We start from the raw sequence: 17,643 nt of genomic DNA, 5'->3' as shown, positions 1-17,643 counted from the left end.
TTCTCAGGTGATTGGCGATGCAGACGAGCTTACCGGTGGCCAGCGTATTGCGCGAACGATACCAGCGGAGAATGCTGGAGATTCGCGGCGCGTTTGAAGCGGGGGCGACAGGCGCGGCGACGATCATGGCGCGGGCCTCTGCGCTGGACGATCTGGTGCGCGGGCTGTGGCGTCTTGAGACGGAACAGAACGAGCGTCTGAAGACGGGGATCACGCTGGCGGCCACGGGTGGCTATGGACGGCGCGAGCTTTTTCCGTACTCGGATGTTGACCTGCTGTTTCTGCTCGATGGACGCGTGAACGAGAAGCAGGTAAAGGACACGATCCGGCGAGTGAACCAGGAGATGTGGGACTCGGGGATTCGCGTCTCGCCGGCGACGAGGAGACTGGCTGAGTGCGAGCGCTTTGACGATGGGAACGCGGAGTTTGCCATTGCGCTGCTGGATCACCGGCTGATTACCGGTGACGCAGCGTTGTACATGCGCCTGGAACGGCAGGTCATACCGAAGCTGCTTGCGCGCGATTACAAAGCGATGATCGGGCGGCTGGTGGAGCTGACTGAGGTGCGTCATGCGAAGTACGGCGGCACGCTGTTTCATCTGGAACCGAACATCAAGGACTGCCTGGGTGGGTTGCGAGATGTGCATGTCTGCGCGTGGATGAAGACGCTGAGCCATGCAGGAAAGCCGGCGGAGAAGAATGGAGACAACGGAGCGGAGTCGGCTGCGGAGGGCGATGAGTTTCGCAAGGCCGTGGATTTTCTATGGCTCGTGCGCTGCTTTCTTCACTACCGGCATGAGCGTGATGACAATACGCTCGACTGGCAGGCGCAGGCAGCTGCTGCCGCGGCTGGTATCGGGATGACGCCGCGTTCTGATAGCGCAGGAGCGAACGCGGAGAGCGACACGGCGTATTGGATGCGGTTTTATTTCCGTTGCGCTCGCAGTGTAGAGCGCAGAGTGAAGCAGAGGATAGAAGAGGCTTCGGCCAGCAGGGCTACGTCAAGGTTGCTTAGCTTGAAGCGCGAGCGCAAAGCGGAGATGGCAGGGCGGGGATTTTGCGTGGAGCGAGGTCTTGTCATGCTCGATGCTCGTGTAGATGGGCGCGACCCGGCAGAGGACCCGGATGTGGTGCTCGATGTGTTTAACACGATGGCGCAGACGGGGTGCATGCTGGGCCGGGACGCAGAGGAGCGGCTGTTACAGGCGCTGCCCGTGATGTCGGCAAACCTGGAGGAGGGACCGGCGCTGTGGCGGCAGTTGGAACAGATATTGACCGGACCGCTGGCCGGCATCGCGTTGCGATCGATGCACGCACTGGGAGTGCTGGAGCTGCTGGTTCCTGAGTTTCATGGGATTGATGCGCTGGTGATCCGCGATGCGTATCACCGGTACACGGTCGATGAGCATACGTTTGTGCTGATCGATACGCTGCATGGCATGGAGTTGCCACAGAAGGGCCCAATGGCGGAGTGGGCGGCGCGATTTGGCGGGATTCTGCGCGAGCTTCCGCATGCCGGCTTGCTGTATCTGGCGGCGTTGATGCATGACACAGGAAAAGGGCGAGACACGGGCGACCATGCGCTTGAGAGCAAGCAGATGACGGAGAGCGTGCTGGCGCGGCTGGAACTGGATTCCTACGAGAGCGGGCTCGTGTTGGGGTTGATCGCGGGACACTTGGAGATGTCGGCGGCGCTCAGGCGCGACATCTTTGACATGGAGACGGTGCGGGCCTTTGCGGGCAAGGTGCAGACGCCTGAGGCGCTGAAGATGCTGACGCTGTTCACGTATGCGGATATTAACGCAGTGCATCCGGACGCGCTGACGCCGTGGAAGGCGGAGAACCTGTGGCAGCTTTATATTGCGACGGCGAACTATCTGGACCGCAGCGTGGACGATGAGCGTGTAGGGCCGCATGAGGAGAGCGAACTCGTGCATCGGGTGACTGCGCTTGCGCCTGGAGAAAAGGGCGCGGTACTGGAGTTTCTGGAAGGGCTGCCGGAGCGGTACGTGTTGACGCGGACGCCGGAGCAGGTGCGGACGCACTTCAAGATGGCGCAGCGTCTTGCAGATGATCCGGTGCAGTTGGATTTTCGGTACGCTCCGGGAGTGAGCGAGTTGACGCTGGTGACACGCGACCGTGCGCAGCTGTTTGTCAATATTGCCGGCGCGCTGGCGTCGTGGGGAATGAACATCGTGACCGCGGATGCGTTCTCGAACCGGCAGGGCATGGTGGTGGACAGCTTCCGGTTCACCGACAGCTTCAGGACGCTGGAGATGAATGCGTCCGAGCATGGGAACTTCATCAAGAGCGTGCATGATGTGATGACCGGGCAGGTCTCGGCGGAACAACTGCTGAGCGGACGCAGGCGCGGGAGGAAGAAAGCACCTCTGGTTGCGGTCGAGACGAGTGTGGAGTTCGATGACGAGGCTTCATCGCACAGCACGCTGGTGGAGGTGATCGCTCAGGACACCACTGGGTTGCTACGAGTGCTGAGCCTGACTCTGGCCAGCCACGGCTGCAACATTGAAGTGGCCCTGGTGGACACAGAAGGTGAAACCGCAATCGACGTCTTCTATCTGACCAAGAACAACGCAAAGTTAAACGCGGATGAAGAGATTGAATTGAAGCGTGACCTGATTGCGGCCGTTGAGGAGAACGCGAATAGTTAGCTCGCGGTTAATATGCATTCTGGTTCCATGTGGCCAACCGGACCGGATGCGATAGACGTCCAAACAATTAACGCCGAAAAATCTCCTTCGGTAGCTCGAAGCGTGGCGACAGCGTGACCGCGCGGGCGCAAGAGTTTTATTATTAGAGATATGACCACTCCTGCAAATGAAACTTCGAGCAACGGCCGCCCGACAGCGGTTCCGCAGAAAAATGATCGCTACCTCTTTGGAAGCCTGGACAGCTTTGGCAAGAACCAGGACAAACTGCGGGAGGTAAGCTGGGGCGACGAACCGACCGAGGGCATACTGCTCGCGTCGGTGGACGCGGCGATCAACTGGGTGCGGAAGAATTCAGTCTGGCCGATGACCTTTGGCCTGGCGTGCTGCGCGATCGAGATGATGTCGATGGGGGGCTCGCGCTACGATATCGCGCGGTTTGGCGCGGAGGTGTTTCGTCCGTCTCCACGACAGAGCGATCTGATGATTATTGCCGGACGGGTTTCGCAGAAGATGGCGCCGGTCATCCGGAGGCTCTATGAGCAGATGCCGGAGCCGAAGTGGGTGATCTCGATGGGCGCGTGCGCGACCTCGGGTGGAGTGTTCAACAACTACGCATTGTTGCAGGGGGTCAACCAGGTGATTCCGGTCGATATTTACGTTCCGGGCTGCCCGCCGCGGCCCGAACAGTTGCTGTATGCCATTACGCTCTTGCAGGAGAAGATTCAGCAGGAGCGGGGAACGATTCGTAAGACGTTGAATCTGGATTAGATGCGGGTGCACCGTGGGTTAGGTTACTCGGTAGATTCCATATTGCGGGTAAAAGGGAGTTTTTTCGTACTTGGCTGTTAAAGTACTGAAAAGGATAGTCGGCGAAGAGTATTTTTTACCGATTGTGTTAGCAACTGCTGTAAGCTGTAAAGAATCGAACAATTTCAGACGAACTCGGAAGTCAGGTTCGTGAACAATGAAGAATTTGGAGCGGAGGAAGTCGAATGGAGCATAGCCCTAAACATTATCTTGGCCGGTTCGTACTGGCTGCATGTGCAGTCAGCTTTGGAGTTGCGAGTCTGGGCGCGCAGACCGCGCCCAACGCAGCTGCCCCCTCGGAGATCAATCCATCGCGTGTGGATGTTTTCCTGGGCTATTCCTACTTCGGAGCGCATGGGCAGAACAAGCCCTCGGGAATTAACTACTCCTCGATCGACAAAGGCGCGATTGGAAGCGGGGCCTACTACTTTAACAAGTACTTCGGTGGTGAGGCCATCTTTGCGGCGCACCCGGATGGCAACAACGACGGCTTGTACACCATGTCGCTTGGTCCGATCTTCCGCGCCCCGATGGACAACTTCACATTGTTCGCGCATGGCCTGGTTGGCGCGGCGAAGCTGACGGGACCTGACTCGGACTCGGGTGGTTATCACAACCCATGGACGTGGGGACCTGCGCTGACTGCTGGCGGCGGTATGGATTACGATCTGCCGTTCTTCAATCATCGCTTCTCGTATCGTCTGTTCGAGGCGGACTATCGCTATATTCATGCGAACTTCGGTCCTGCCACGGCGCCTCCGACTGGTGGCCCGATCGGCGGTCGTGCGAACCTGAGCGGAGCTGAGCTGAGCACTGGTATCGTCGCTCACTTTGGCCACATCATTCCTCCTCCGCCGGTGACGTACGCCTGCTCGGCTTCGCCTGCGGAAGGTTATCCGGGCGACCCGATCACGGTGACCGGTACGGCTCAGAACCTGAACCCGAAGAAAAACGCGACCTATAACTGGTCGACCGATGGTGGTACGATTTCGGGCACTTCGAACGTAGCCAACGTCGACACCAAGAATGCGCAGCCGGGAACCTACACGGCGAAGGGCCACATCTCCGAGGGCAACAAGCCTGGCGAGATGGCAGACTGCTCGGCGCAGTACACCATCAAGCAGTACGAGCCGCCCACGGTCAGCTGCTCGGCGAACCCCTCCACGGTTGAACCCGGCGGGACTTCGACGATCACTGCTTCGGGCACCAGCCCGCAGAACCGTCCGCTGACCTACAGCTACAGCGCGTCGGCTGGTACGGTTTCGGGTAACACCTCAACCGCTACGCTGAACACGGCTGGCGCTGCACCTGGAACGATTACGGTGACCTGCAACGTGGTGGACGACAAGGGCCAGACTTCTTCGTCGACGACCTCGGTTGCGGTCAACGCTCCTCCTCCGCCGCCGGCGCCGAAGACCAGCGCACTGTGCACGGTCAACTTCGAGCGTGACAAGCGCCGTCCGACCCGCGTGGACAACGAAGGCAAGGCTTGCCTGGACGATGTCGCACTGAAGATGCAGCAGTCTTCGGACGCGAAGCTCGCCCTGGTTGGCAATGCTGAGACCAAGGAACGGCACCGCGACGAGGTTGCGACCGAGCGCGCAATTAACACGAAGGACTACCTGGTCAAGGACAAGGGTATTGATGCCAGCAGGATCTCGCTCTATACGGGTTCTGATGACAGCAAGACCGTTTCGACGACCCTAATCCCGGCCGGTGCGACGCTCGACAACACGGGCATCACCGCAGTGGACGAGGCAGCTTACGCGACGGCGCATGAGAAGCACCATGTGCGTCACCACGCTGCCAAGAAGGCCGCGAACTAAACTGGTAGCTAGTAACCACAGGGCTGACTGGATTTCATATCCAGTCAGCCTTTGTGTTGCGTATGTCTAACCGGAAGCAGATTGTTTTAGACTTTAAGTAGCAGAATGACTGGATCAATACGTTGAACCGAAAGTACAAGTTTCACGCTCTATTACTGGCCTTGGTTGTTGTGTTTTCATGTCCTCAGTTGTGGGCGGTCAATTGGCTGCCATTTGGGCCGGATGGGGGAGACGCTCGCGCTTTTGCGGCGGACCCGCACGACCCGTCGCATATCTATCTGGGAACCGCAACAGGATGGATGTACGAGTCGCGCGACGCGGGAGCAAGCTGGCAGCGGCTGGCCTGGGTGGGCAAGCGGCATGACCTGGTGCTGGATTCGATGGTGGTGGACAAGGCGAATCCCAGACACATCGTTGTCGGTGCATGGGTGCTGGGCGATGTTGATGGCGGAATTTACGTCAGCAACGATGGCGGACATAGCTGGACAGACGAGCCGGAGATGCGCGGGCAATCGATTCGCTCGCTTGCAGAGGCGCCGTCGGACCCGAACCTGCTGGTGGCGGGATCTCTCAAGGGAGTGTACCGCTCGACCGATGGCGGAACGCATTGGACGTTGATCAGTCCGGCAGGCAGCAGGGAGATTCATGAGGTGGAGTCGGTTGCGATCGACCCGGTCGACCCTCAGATTATCTATGCCGGAACATGGCATCTTCCATGGAAGACGACTGATGGAGGAGCGCACTGGGTCAATATCAAGGAAGGCGTGATCGACGACTCGGATGTGTTCTCGATCATCGTTGATCCAAAGACACCCAAGACGGTTTACGCCAGCGCGTGCTCGGGTATTTATAAGAGCGAGAATGGCGGCTTGCGATTTCAGAAGATTCAAGGGATACCTTCCACTGCGCGCAGGACGCGCGTGCTGATGCAGGACCCGAAGAACCTGAATATTGTCTTCGCTGGAACGACCGAGGGGCTTTTCCGTAGTGGGGATTCCGGCAAGACGTGGCTCCGGACGACAGGGCCGGAGATCATTGTCAACGATGTTTACGTTGATCCGAATGACACGAACCGCGTGCTGTTAGCTACCGATCGTGGAGGTGTGCTGGCCAGCCGCGATGGCGGGTATTCTTTTATTCCATCGAATACGGGATTTTCGACGCGGCAGATTGTGTCTTATGTCGCGGACCAGGAGTATCCGGCGCGGATCTATGTCGGGGTGGTGAATGATAAGGAGTGGGGCGGTGTCTTCGAGAGCGAGAATGGCGGGCTGACGTGGGCGCAGAAGAGCGCGGGGCTCGATGGACATGATGTTGTGAGCCTCGAGCAGGCTCCGGACGGCGCTATCCTTGCCGGAACGCGACATGGCGTCTTCAGACTTCAGGGCGATGTGTGGGTCCGTGTGGACAAGATCGATCTCTCCACTGCGATGCGGAGAGGCGCTGTGGTGCGGCGTAATGTGCGGCTGCGCGTGGATCCTCCGGGTGATCCGTTCGATGCGAATGTATCTTCGCTGGCGCGAGCGGGCGACACTCTCTATGCCGCGACTTCGGATGGGCTGCTCGCGAGCTACTCGGCTGGTTTGAGCTGGAAACTCGTCGCGGGTTTGGCGAGGCAGGATTGGAACTTCGTTGCTGCGTCGAGATCGATGATTGCGGTCGCGACACTGAACAGCGCGATGATGTCGGTGAACGACGGGAAGCATTGGGTGCATGTCAGTCTTCCTCCTGCGCTGACGCAGATCTCAGGTTTGGCCGTGGATGGTTCAGGCGGAATCTGGATGGGCGGATTGCAGGGCGTGTTCTATTCGGAGAACGAGGGTGCGACCTGGCAGACGCTGAGTGCGGTCGCGATCAAGGGCGTCAACAGCCTGTACTTTGACGAGGGCACGCAGCGGATGCTGATTACTGCCGATGGCGGGAACACGATTGCGTATGCGGTTCATCTGCCGGACATGCGCGTCGAGTACTGGAACACAGGCTGGAATTTGAAGCTGGTGCGCGCAGTGGGAGATCATCTGGTTGGTGCGACTCTGTATGACGGAGTTGTGGTGCAGCCGAGGATGGTGGACTCGGCTGATGTGCATGGGCACTGATGCTGCCGCTGCCGAGGGGTAGAATCGTAGTATGAGCTTTCGATCATCCAGCCAGCGGCCACGGCACTCTTTTCAGACCGACGACCCGGCGCTTTTGCCGATTGCGGCGAAGGTGCAGGCAGGCGAGCGGCTGAGCTTCGATGACGGTGTTGCGCTCTATCGTACCGGTGACATTCTGGCGGTGGGGTGGCTGGCGAACATGGTGCGGGAGCGACTGCACGGTGATACGGCGTACTTCAATGTGAACCGGCACATCAATCCGACTAACGTGTGCGTGGCTTCTTGCAGGTTGTGTGCGTTTGGCAAGAAGAAGGGCGATGTCGGCACGTACACGATGGCTCTGGAAGAGGCCTGGGAGACGGCTGGCGCCGGTTATTCCGAAGCGGTGACGGAGTTCCATATTGTCGGCGGGCTGCACCCTGATCTTCCGTTTGAGTACTTCATGGACCTGGTGCGCGGGTTGAAGCAGCGGTTTCCGAAGGTTCACATCAAGGCGTTCACCATGGTGGAGGTGGCGTTTCTGGCTAAGCGGGGGAAGATGACGATTCCCGAGACGCTGGAGCGGATGAAGGCCGCAGGCGTGGATTCGATGCCGGGCGGCGGTGCGGAGATCTTTGCGGATCGCGTGCGGCACATCATCTGCGACCACAAGATTGACGGCGGCGAGTGGCTGGAGACGGCGAAGGCGGCGCACAGGATCGGGCTGAAGTCGAATGCGACGATGCTTTATGGGCACGTCGAGAACGACGAGGACCGCGTGGACCATCTGGTGAGGCTGCGGGCGGTGCAGGATGAGACGGGTGGGTTCCAGACGTTTATTCCGCTGGCGTTCCACCCGGACCACACGGCGCTGGCGCACATTCCGAAGACGACGGGGATGATGGATCTGCGGCAGATCGCCGTCGGGCGGTTGATGCTGGACAATTTTCCGCACATCAAGAGCTACTGGCAGATGGTGACGCCGAAGATGGCGCAGATCGCGCTGCGGTTTGGGGCGGATGATATCGACGGGACGGTGGTGGAGGAGAAGATCTACCACAATGCGGGGGCTTCGACTCCGCAGGGGCTGCGGCGGGCGGACTTGATCCGGCTGATTGCCGAGGCTGGGCGGGTGCCGTTTGAGCGGGATACGCTCTACCGGGCGGTGACTCGGAGTGAGGACTCGTTTACCGTGGCGGTGTAGTACCCCCCTCCCCCTACTTTAAGTACTAAAGTATTCCATCGAAATGGTTTAAGTCTGGACTTCAGCTTGAGTCCGAGCCATGAAAAAACCCGGCCTGAGCCGGGTTTGTCTTTTTGAGTTCTGAATTAATTGTAGCGGGTTGAGCAAAACTAACCCGCCAACTCGGGGAGATTTTTATTTGGTTTCGTTTGTTGAGGATGTGGGGATTTCCACGGATTGGGGGCTTGACACGGATTTTTATCCCACACAAAGCGTTTACCTGTCGGCGGCGCAAGCAGTTTACGTTTCCACCCTTCGCAAAAAGCCGTGAAGGATGGAGCACTTGGGCTTTTATGGCGAGTTGGGAATGGTAAGGGCGGGTCGCCCGCCAGTCCCTCAAGAGAATCAGGCAAGAGATCGGCAGAATCGGGATAACGGTCAATGGCCGCTTCTCCTTAGACTGCATGGAGAGGAAATGATGCAGAAGCGAAAATTGGGAAACTCCGGCCTTGAAGTCTCGGCGATTGGCCTCGGCTGCATGAGCATGAGCTCGGGTTATGGTCCGGCAGCCGACAGAGACGAGATGATCGCATTGATACGTGCGGCGTATGACTGCGGTGTGACCCATTTCGATACGGCCGAAGCTTACGGGCCGTTCGCGAACGAAGAACTGGTGGGCGCTGCGCTTCAGCCGATCCGCGACAAGGTGGTGATTGCCACAAAGTTCGGATTCGATATTGACCTTCAGACGGGCAAGCGCGGTCCGGGAACCAACAGTCGTCCCGATCACATTAAAGCTGTTGCGGATGCCAGCCTGAAGCGTTTGCGGAGCGATTCCATCGATCTCTTCTATCAACACCGCGTCGATCCTGACGTGCCGGTCGAGGACGTGGCAGGAGCGGTCAAGGACCTGGTTGCGGCGGGAAAGGTCAAACATTTTGGCTTGTCGGAGGCCGGGGTGCAGACCATTCGGCGGGCACATGCGATCCTGCCGGTCACCGCAGTACAGAGCGAGTATTCGCTGTTCTGGCGTGGTCCGGAGGCCGAGCTTCTTCCGACACTGGAAGAGCTTGGTATTGGGTTCGTGCCGTTCAGCCCGCTCGGCGCCGGGTTTCTGACTGGCAAGATTGACGAGAATACGAAGTTCGATCCGACCGACTTTCGAAACATCGTGCCACGCTTCTCGCCCGAGGCGCGCAAGGCCAATATGGTTCTGGTCGAGCTGGTCAAGTCCGTCGCGGAACGTAAAGGCGCGACTCCGGCGCAGGTCGCACTTGCGTGGCTGCTGGCGCAGAAGCCGTGGATTGTTCCGATACCGGGAACTACCAAGGTCAAGCGGCTGGAGGAGAACCTTGGCGCAGTGAACGTTGAACTGACGGACGGCGATGTCAAACAGATCGAGGAAGCTGTTTCGAGGTTGTCGCTCGAAGGAGAACGTCTCCCCGAAGCCGCCTTGAAGATGACTGGACGCTGAGTCGGCGGTGTGGATGGAGTAAGAGCGCAGGAGGAGAACAGAAAACATGAGGACAAAACTTCAAATCGTCGCTTTCGCGGTGAGCCTTCTCTTCACCTTTCAGGCTCAGGCACAAACAGGGGCCGCAGCTTTCCCAAAAGGTGAACTCTCCACCGACACACACCATACGGGACACATTTGGCTTAACGAGTTAAATGTTGGAGACAGTACGTTCGATTCCAGTATTGCTGTAGCGACCTATGATGCCGGTGCAAAGCTGAATTGGCATATTCATCCAGGTGGGCAGGTTTTACTTATCACCGAAGGCGCTGGCTATTATCAGGAAAGAGGAAAGCCGGTGCGAATCGTTCACAAGGGAGATGTCATAAAATGCGCGCCAGGCGTAGAGCATTGGCACGGCGCATTACCGAATAGCAGCTTTGCTTATATAGCGGTTACACCGACTCAAAAGGGAAAAACGATTTGGTTAGAGCCTGTTCGCGATAAGGATTATAAGAGCTTGAAATAAAGCTCCCGGGAGAGTCTGTGCGTTCCTGCTCTTCGCAAAAAGCGGAAGGATGGGGCGCGCGATCTTTTGTGGTGCGTTGAGAATCGTAAGGACGGGCGGCCTTTTGGATTTTCGCTGCCGCGAGAATGAACCCCACCTTAGCGACGATAAGGCCGTCGCGAAGATGGGGCACCCGACAGTGGTGGCTGGTTGAAAAAGCTAGTCGGCTGGGGTGAAGTGGAGGGTGATGGTGCCGGATTTTTTGAGGTGCAGGTGGATGGCTACTCGGGTGAACGGGTTGCCGTAGTCGTCGATCTTCTCATCGGTGACGGTGAAGGTGGTTGGGGCTTCGATGGTGACGCGGAGATGTTCCGGTTTGGCGTTGGGGTCGATGGGACCATGTTCTTTTCCGGCGTTGGCGTCGATGGTGAACTCGAGCGTCTTCGCGTCGATCTGACGCCAGGTGCCGTGGGTGGGAAGAGACTCTTCGATGTCGGTTGGGGCAGAGAGTTTGAAGTTGTCGGCGATCTCGACGGAGCCCTGGCCTTCGCGTGAATACTTCATGGTGCGGGCGAGGCTCTTCAGTGTGGGCGCGTCGTAGGCGCTGGTCATGTCGATGGTGATGGAGTCCTGCTGCGGCGTGAAGCTGGTGCTAAGGACTTTTGGGTGGAGTTTGGTTGCGTCTTTTTGAAGCGCGGCTCCGATGACCGGGACCGGATGACCGTAGGAGTTGAGCAGGCGCGAGGTGAGGCGTTTGGATGAGAATGTGTCGCTGGTGTAGAAGTTGGGGCCGCCGGGGTCGCCTATCGGCTGGGTTGCGCCGAGCGCGATGACGAAGGAACCGATGTCGTTGTGGCTGTGGCCGCCGTTGCCGCCGGCTTTGATGGTTGCGGCGAGATCGCCTCCGGGAGCCGGACGCGCGATGAGGACGCCGGGGTCGGCGTAGTAGGTGCGCAGGCCGAGGATGTCGTCGTTGGAACTGGCAGGCAGCTCAGAGTGGTTAGGGAAGGCGGTGCGCACGGCGTCGACCAGCGCGGCGGTTTCGTGCGTGGGCTTTGCGGGTGCGGTGATGTCGAGGCCGAAGGTTTTTTCGACGTAGGCTACGAGCGGGGCGCTGGGGACGGACATGAAGTGGGCGTCGCCGAATGCAGCGAAGTTGCCGGGGAGCATCTGGAGCTGGATGCTGAAGAGCGCGACCTTGCGGGCCTGGGGGTTCGAATAGAGATCGATCTTGCCGCTGGTCGCAGCCCAGAGCGCTTCGCGCAGGTCGGCGTAGTGGGAGAAGCCGTAGCTCCAGTAGCCGATGCCTTCGACGCCGTAGCCGCTGTCGGAGAAGCTGCGAAGGTAGTTGGGGGAGTAGAGTTGGGCTGCGGCGACGAAGAGTGCGCGGTCTTCACGCGAGGGTAGGGCGGCGAGGGCGGCGCCGGTGACGCCGTCGAGGCAGACGGCGTTCCAGTTGGAGTCTCGGGTCATCCACCAATATCCGTGTCCTGGTGTGAGAGCCGCTCGCATGGGTGTGTAGATGCGCTGCTCGAGTGCGGTTTGGATGTGCTGACGGGTTTCGGCGGGGAGTTGGTCGCCGATGAGATAGAAGGCTTCGGCGATGTTTTGCCCGAGGGTCGCGGAGTCGAGTGAGATGGTCTGGCGATAGAGCGGCGTGCCGAAGTCGCGCAGGTCGGCGTCGTTGGCCGCTTCATTCCACGTGGGCTGGGTGGAAAGCTGGTCGAGGACCATGGCGATGCGCGGGAGGAATCGCCCGCGGCCTTCGGCGCACTCGGCCAGCACGAGCGGCGCGAGCCAGTGTTCGCGTGCGGCGAGCATTTGGTTGCCACGCGTTCGGGAGCCGGTGCGGAGGTAGTCGCTATAGGCGTCGTCGCTCCAGGCAGGGAAGGGCTCGGTGAGCATGGACTCGGCTTGCGCGATCTGCGGCTGGAACTGCGCGGCGAGCCGGGACCAGGCGGCGCGGTCGGAGCAGGGTGGGCCGAAGCCGGTGGGCTTGGCGGGCAGCATGGAGGCGATTTGCTGAACCTGCTCGGGAGTGATGCCGGCGTATTGGCCGGGGGCGATGGTTTGGGCGGAGATGGCGGTAGTGGCGGCGAGGATGGCAAATGGCAGATAAAGGCCCAGGCGGGAGAGCAGTCTCATTTCGACTCCTGATGGATTGTTTCGGGACGCTGCGGTTCGCAGGTTTTTCTCACCAGATAACATAGTTCATTCTTTGAACCTTTGTCTTGGGTGGCCTCGGGTTCGTTCGGCCTGGATGTGGGAGTTATTGCCGAAGGAGTAAATGATCAAGGTCTAAAAGCGAGATCTGAATCGTATGCAAGGGGTTGCGACTACAGCGAGGAGGGCATGATTCGCGGCCAGTCTGAGGAGGTGGAATGGCATAAAGGTGAATTTTGATGCCATCAATATGTGCAAAGTTCTGCAAGGGAAACAGGTGGATTGGGTGAGGAAATACTGGGGAAATGCAAATTTCCCAGCAAATTCGATGTTTTTGGGTGACCGGGGCATGCCTCGTTAATGGTTCGTTAGTTGCTAATTAGATACGCGTAGCAAAGAGTTGCACGTTGTAGAGAAGTTGCCAGACACCTTACTTGAGGTGTGGGCAGATTGCCGAGACGTGCCCTTTCGACGCGCTATCTGGAGTAGCGCTGCGATTTGGGCGAAACCAACTGGCTGGCTGCTGGAAGCCCTGCGATACGTAGCGAGGCTCTCTGGACATCAGTCGGGGAACCCTTACCTGAGTGCCGCCATTGATGCGGAGGAGGCTACACCATGTATCTGTTCTTTAGTCCTGCTTTGGTTGCTGTGGTTCTGATCGCCTTCATTCACATGCGTGATCAGTTTGCGACGTTGAACTAAGGGTTCCGCTGATCCAGCCGGGTGGTTGGGTGGGGACGACCTTGAATTTTGTGTGAAGCCAGACTCTCGCGGGTCTGGCTTTGCTGCGTTTGGAGGAATATCTGAACTGGTTGCTTTGCTCAGAGAAACGGGCAGGCACATAGGTGATTCCGGAGGTTGTACCAGCGGTGAAGAGAGAATTCCAAATAGGTAACTTCGAGCAGGGGCTATAGAAGTTACCTTTGTTCGCAAGTTATTGTTGGTCATATATTTACACATATTTCAGGCATTCAAAATCTTCCATTTTCTGTGGGCTATGTGTTGCTTTTGGTCGCATCGCGTGGACGTAGAGGCCTGACTTTGACTCGCAAATTGTTGCAATGTCGTAAAGATTTGCACAGCCGTTTGGTGAATTTATGAATGGGCGCTCAATTGCACATCTAAGTCGCGTAAGAAATTTGTGTAAGTAACTGGCTGTGAGCACTTCCTGTAGATTCCAGCGTGCGCGTAGCTCAAACCCTAATCCTCCTTGTGGCCGTCGCATTACCTTCGGTTACTCGCGCAGGGAACGCCGGAAGTGTACCGGAGAGAGTTGTGAAGAAGAGAATGAAGAGATTTGGTGTAATTGCTGCGATCATTTGCCTTGCTATGACCCCTGTATTGGCGAAGGCCGATACGATGACGTTTACTGGCGCTTCCAACAACGGCATTGGACCGTACTCGCTGACGGATGGGAGTACGGCGCTTTCACTGTTTGGCATGAACGACCAGGATGGCGTCAAACATGGCGAAAGCTGGGGCGCAAACGTGGTGAACGGTTCGGCCTTTGCCGGCAGCGCACTGAGCACGACGGGCTTTCAGTATGAAGAGGAAGCCTACATTGCCGGGCAGTACAACGGGACGAACGCCTCGACGGTGCAGTATGCGCTGTGGCAGGTCTTCGATTCGTTAAACATTGGCAACTACAACTCGTCGTCGAATGCGTTGGCTTCGGCGGCCTTCAACTTCGCGCTTGCCAACGTCGGTGACACGGCAGGCAACACGCTTCTGGCGAATGCGACGTTCTATATATGGGATGGCGGGAATGTGACGCACCAGGACCAGAATCTGCCGCCCGAGAACTATGTGGGCAGCAGCAGTGTGGGGAACACTATCAGCAACAACTCGCCTGTTCCGGAGCCTTCGAGCTTGCTGCTGTTTGGCTCGGGACTGATTGGACTTGCAGGGCTGCTGCGCCGTGCGGTGTGGAGCGAATAAGAACGCGAAGAACTGTAATTGAGTTGAAAGTTTCTCTGCGCGGATGAGTCTCTCTCATTCGCGCATTTTTGTTGAACGAATATATACGGATCGAATTGAATAAAACGAATGCGGTGTGGATGTTCTGAAGCCAGGCTCTTGTGGGCCTGGTTTTGCTTTGTCTAAAGGAATATTCGAGAGGTAACTTCCGGCTCTGCACGTAATCATCGACGGTAACCTGCATATTTTCCGCAAGATAAGGGATGAGAGGCATGAAGGTGCCGATATTGCGCAAAATTTTGCATGTTTGCAATGTGCGCGCGGTTCGCGGCTCTGAAGATGCTGGTTGCGATATGCATTTTCCTTTGGAATTTAGCGAATTTCAGGTGTTTGTGAAGAACGGAAGAAATGGCCGGGTGATTGCATTTAGTACATGCAGCAGAAGCTATACGAAGTAACTAGTCACACTGTCTCATCCGTTGGGTCCCCTCAAGACAAGTGGCTGAAACCTTAGTCGTTCTACGCGAGAAGTGACCGGCGTGCATCATGGTCGATTCCGCGCAGAGAGTGGACGTGTGTCGAAGGGAGTTTCGATCGTGAACGTAGATCAGTCAATCTCTTACGACACAGCAGTCCGACATAACCATACGCCCGCATGTTCGGGCGCGGAGAATGATCATGAAGCGAATTGCATCACTTTTTGCAGTGCTTTGCCTTGCAATGACTCCTGTGTTGGCTAAGGCCGACACGCTTACGTTCGACAATGCGCCCACCGGAAGCACCGGGCCCTACAACCTGACGCTGGATGGAACACAGTCCGTGCAACTGTTCTGCATGAATGACCAGAACTATATTCAGACTGGCGAGAGCTGGGGCGTGAATGTGGTGAACGGGCAGTCGTTTGCAGGCAGCAAGAAGAATACGACTGGCTTCGAGTATGAAGAAGAGGCTTACATCTACAGCGTCTACAACGGGACGAATGCTTCGACGGTGCAGAACGCGTTGTGGCACATCTTCGATCCTTCGCACTCTGCTTCGAACACGCTGATCTGGTCCGCCTACAACTTTGCTCTGGGCCTTGTTGGTGACACGGGCAACAACGCGATTTTGTCGGAAGCGACGTTCTACATCTGGAACGGCGGGGATATTACGAATCAGTACCAGTGCTCGCCGCCTCAGAACTTCGTAGGTGATCCTTCACCAGTTCCGGAGCCTTCAAGCCTGATGCTGCTTGGTTCGGGCCTGATGGGTCTGGCCGAAGTGGTTCGTCGCAAGATGGGTCGCGCATAAAAATCAAAGTCGATAACTAACGAGCTTGAATTAACTAGCTTGATAACTGGCTGCGCGGGTGAGTTTCTCATCCGCGCATTTTCTTTTGCGTGGGGATTTTGTGCGCGACGTGAGTGTGCCGTTGTAATGGTCATGTTTTCTGCAGGATGAATGTGTCTCGGCCAGCAAAGGTTTTATGCAAGCTTTTGCGTGTTTGCATAATGGAGTCTCTGTTGCGTTCGAAGTGGAAGGTTTGGTGTCATAATCCCTTCTGATCTTCAGGGAAAACGGGCAAATTTCTCTGGATGGCTCGACGAAGAAATGGCTCGACGATTTACTTCGTACGGGTAGCAGCAGCTACAGCGAGTAACGAGTCACGCCTGTCTTGATCTGCTGAGTCTCCTTAGACAAGTGGCTGAAACCATAGTTCCATGCGGGATATGCGATCTGTCGCATTGGGGTTGCTGCGTCCTTCGCGAGGGCGCGGACGTGTGCCGTAGAGATGAGTGAGTAAGAACCTCTTATGGCATTGCTGTCCTGCTTAGCCAACGCCTGCCATGTGGGCGTGAAGAGGAAATATGAAGCGGATATCGATGTTTCTGTTAGTGGTGTGTCTTGCCACGGCACCTGTGTTGGCCAAGGGGGACATGCTAACGTTCAACAACGCGCCCAATGGAGAGATTGGGCCCTACAACCTGACGCTGAATGGAACGCAGTCACTGCAGCTCTTCTGCATGAATGACCAGAACTTCATTCAGACCGGCGAGAGCTGGAGCGTGAATGTGGTGAATGGGGCGACCTTTGCGGGAAGCGCGCTGAATACAACGGGCTTCCAGTATGAGGAAGAGGCGTACATCTACAGCCAGCTGGTGGGATCGGATGCTGCAACGGTACAACATGCACTGTGGCAGATATTCGATCCATCGAACTCCAGCAACAACAATCCTGGGTCGGATGCGTTGGTTTCGGCTGCCTACAGCTTTGCGTTGGGCAATGTGGGCAATACCGGGAGCAACGCAATGCTGTCGGATACGACGTTCTACATCTATAACGGCGGGACGATTACCCAGCAATATGAGGATTATCCCCCGCAGAACTTTGTGGGCGACACGTCGGTGCCAGAGCCTTCGAGCCTGATGCTGTTTGGTTCGGGACTGATTGGGCTGACTGAGTTGATTCGACGCAAGATGAGCCGCGGATAAGAACGCAGAGGAGTAATAACTAACTCGATGCCCGTAGCCTTGCAGGTGATTCCTATTTGGCCTGGCTGCGGGCATAGTGGATTTGCTCCACTGATGTGCATTTTTTTGCTAGGAGGATTTCCCCATGTACCTGTTCTTTACACCTGCGATGGCTGCTCTGGTAGTGATTGCGTGCATCACGCTACGCGATCAGTTTGCGACGTTGAGCTAGATGGCGCTGTCGTAACCATCTGTCTGAATAGTTCTCTATCTTGATGTGCGAAGCCAGGCCTGAGCGCCTGGCTTTGCTGTGTCTGGAGAGAAGATAGCTTCGAGACTGCTCGATGCTATGCAAATTTTTGCATGTTGATTGTGCTGATCGAGCGTGAGCACTGAGGTTGGTTCGGTGGAGCGTGGCCCATTCGTATACCTCGTGACCTACCTGTGCGGGTGATGTTTTGTTGGCTGTTTACAGGCATATTTGGAGGTGCTTCACTGCTGTACATTTTTTGAGCTAGGAGATTTTCCATGTATCTTTTCTTCACACCTGCAATGGCTGCTTTGGTGGTGATTGCATGCATCACCCTTC

11 protein-coding genes are annotated in these 17,643 nt (G+C 57.1%); 10 read left to right on the top strand and 1 reads right to left on the bottom strand.

What is annotated here, in order from left to right:
• Positions 1-17: 17 nt before the first annotated feature.
• The 7 genes from glnD (at position 18) to IEX36_RS05900 (ending at position 10,545) form a co-directional block, all read left to right on the top strand.
• The gene (gene glnD / locus IEX36_RS05930; RefSeq protein WP_188758346.1) at positions 18-2,672 is read left to right on the top strand and encodes a [protein-PII] uridylyltransferase; all 2,655 of its coding nucleotides are present in this window, start codon (positions 18-20) and stop codon (positions 2,670-2,672) included.
• Between the two features lie 150 nt (positions 2,673-2,822).
• Positions 2,823-3,440 (top strand): NADH-quinone oxidoreductase subunit B, encoded by a 618-nt coding sequence (locus IEX36_RS05925; protein ID WP_188758345.1) that lies wholly within the window; start codon positions 2,823-2,825, stop codon positions 3,438-3,440.
• 224 nt (positions 3,441-3,664) lie between these two features.
• The gene (locus tag IEX36_RS05920) at positions 3,665-5,305 is read left to right on the top strand and encodes an OmpA family protein (RefSeq protein WP_229668746.1); all 1,641 of its coding nucleotides are present in this window, start codon (positions 3,665-3,667) and stop codon (positions 5,303-5,305) included.
• Between the two features lie 122 nt (positions 5,306-5,427).
• Positions 5,428-7,401, top strand: a complete 1,974-nt coding sequence (locus IEX36_RS05915; RefSeq protein ID WP_229668745.1) for a WD40/YVTN/BNR-like repeat-containing protein — start codon at positions 5,428-5,430, stop codon at positions 7,399-7,401.
• Between the two features lie 31 nt (positions 7,402-7,432).
• Positions 7,433-8,584, top strand: coding sequence for an aminofutalosine synthase MqnE (mqnE, locus tag IEX36_RS05910; RefSeq protein ID WP_188758344.1), 1,152 nt, complete (start codon positions 7,433-7,435; stop codon positions 8,582-8,584).
• A gap of 457 nt (positions 8,585-9,041) precedes the next feature.
• Positions 9,042-10,037, top strand: a complete 996-nt coding sequence (locus IEX36_RS05905) for an aldo/keto reductase (protein WP_188758343.1) — start codon at positions 9,042-9,044, stop codon at positions 10,035-10,037.
• Positions 10,038-10,083: 46 nt separating this feature from the next.
• Positions 10,084-10,545 carry a cupin domain-containing protein gene (locus tag IEX36_RS05900; protein ID WP_188758342.1) on the top strand — a complete coding sequence of 154 codons (462 nt, stop codon included), beginning with the start codon at positions 10,084-10,086 and terminating at the stop codon, positions 10,543-10,545.
• A gap of 198 nt (positions 10,546-10,743) precedes the next feature.
• Here the strand turns inward: IEX36_RS05900 and IEX36_RS05895 are convergent, their stop codons facing one another.
• Complete coding sequence (locus tag IEX36_RS05895; RefSeq protein WP_188758341.1) at positions 10,744-12,669, bottom strand: hypothetical protein; 1,926 nt, start codon at positions 12,667-12,669, stop codon at positions 10,744-10,746.
• A gap of 1,305 nt (positions 12,670-13,974) precedes the next feature.
• Here IEX36_RS05895 and IEX36_RS05890 point away from each other — a divergent pair.
• The 3 genes from IEX36_RS05890 (at position 13,975) to IEX36_RS05880 (ending at position 17,075) form a co-directional block, all read left to right on the top strand.
• Positions 13,975-14,625, top strand: coding sequence for a PEP-CTERM sorting domain-containing protein (locus tag IEX36_RS05890; protein WP_229668744.1), 651 nt, complete (start codon positions 13,975-13,977; stop codon positions 14,623-14,625).
• 657 nt (positions 14,626-15,282) lie between these two features.
• A complete protein-coding gene (locus IEX36_RS05885; protein WP_229668743.1) occupies positions 15,283-15,894 on the top strand; it encodes a PEP-CTERM sorting domain-containing protein in 612 nt (203 codons plus the stop codon).
• A 557-nt stretch (positions 15,895-16,451) separates the two neighbouring features.
• Complete coding sequence (locus tag IEX36_RS05880; protein WP_188758339.1) at positions 16,452-17,075, top strand: PEP-CTERM sorting domain-containing protein; 624 nt, start codon at positions 16,452-16,454, stop codon at positions 17,073-17,075.
• Positions 17,076-17,643 lie beyond the last annotated feature (568 nt).

The sequence above is a fragment of the Edaphobacter acidisoli genome, from assembly GCF_014642855.1.
Lineage (GTDB): Bacteria > Acidobacteriota > Terriglobia > Terriglobales > Acidobacteriaceae > Edaphobacter > Edaphobacter acidisoli.
The sequence above is the reverse complement of the archived record's forward strand: the minus strand, read 5'-3'. Positions and strand labels throughout refer to the sequence as shown.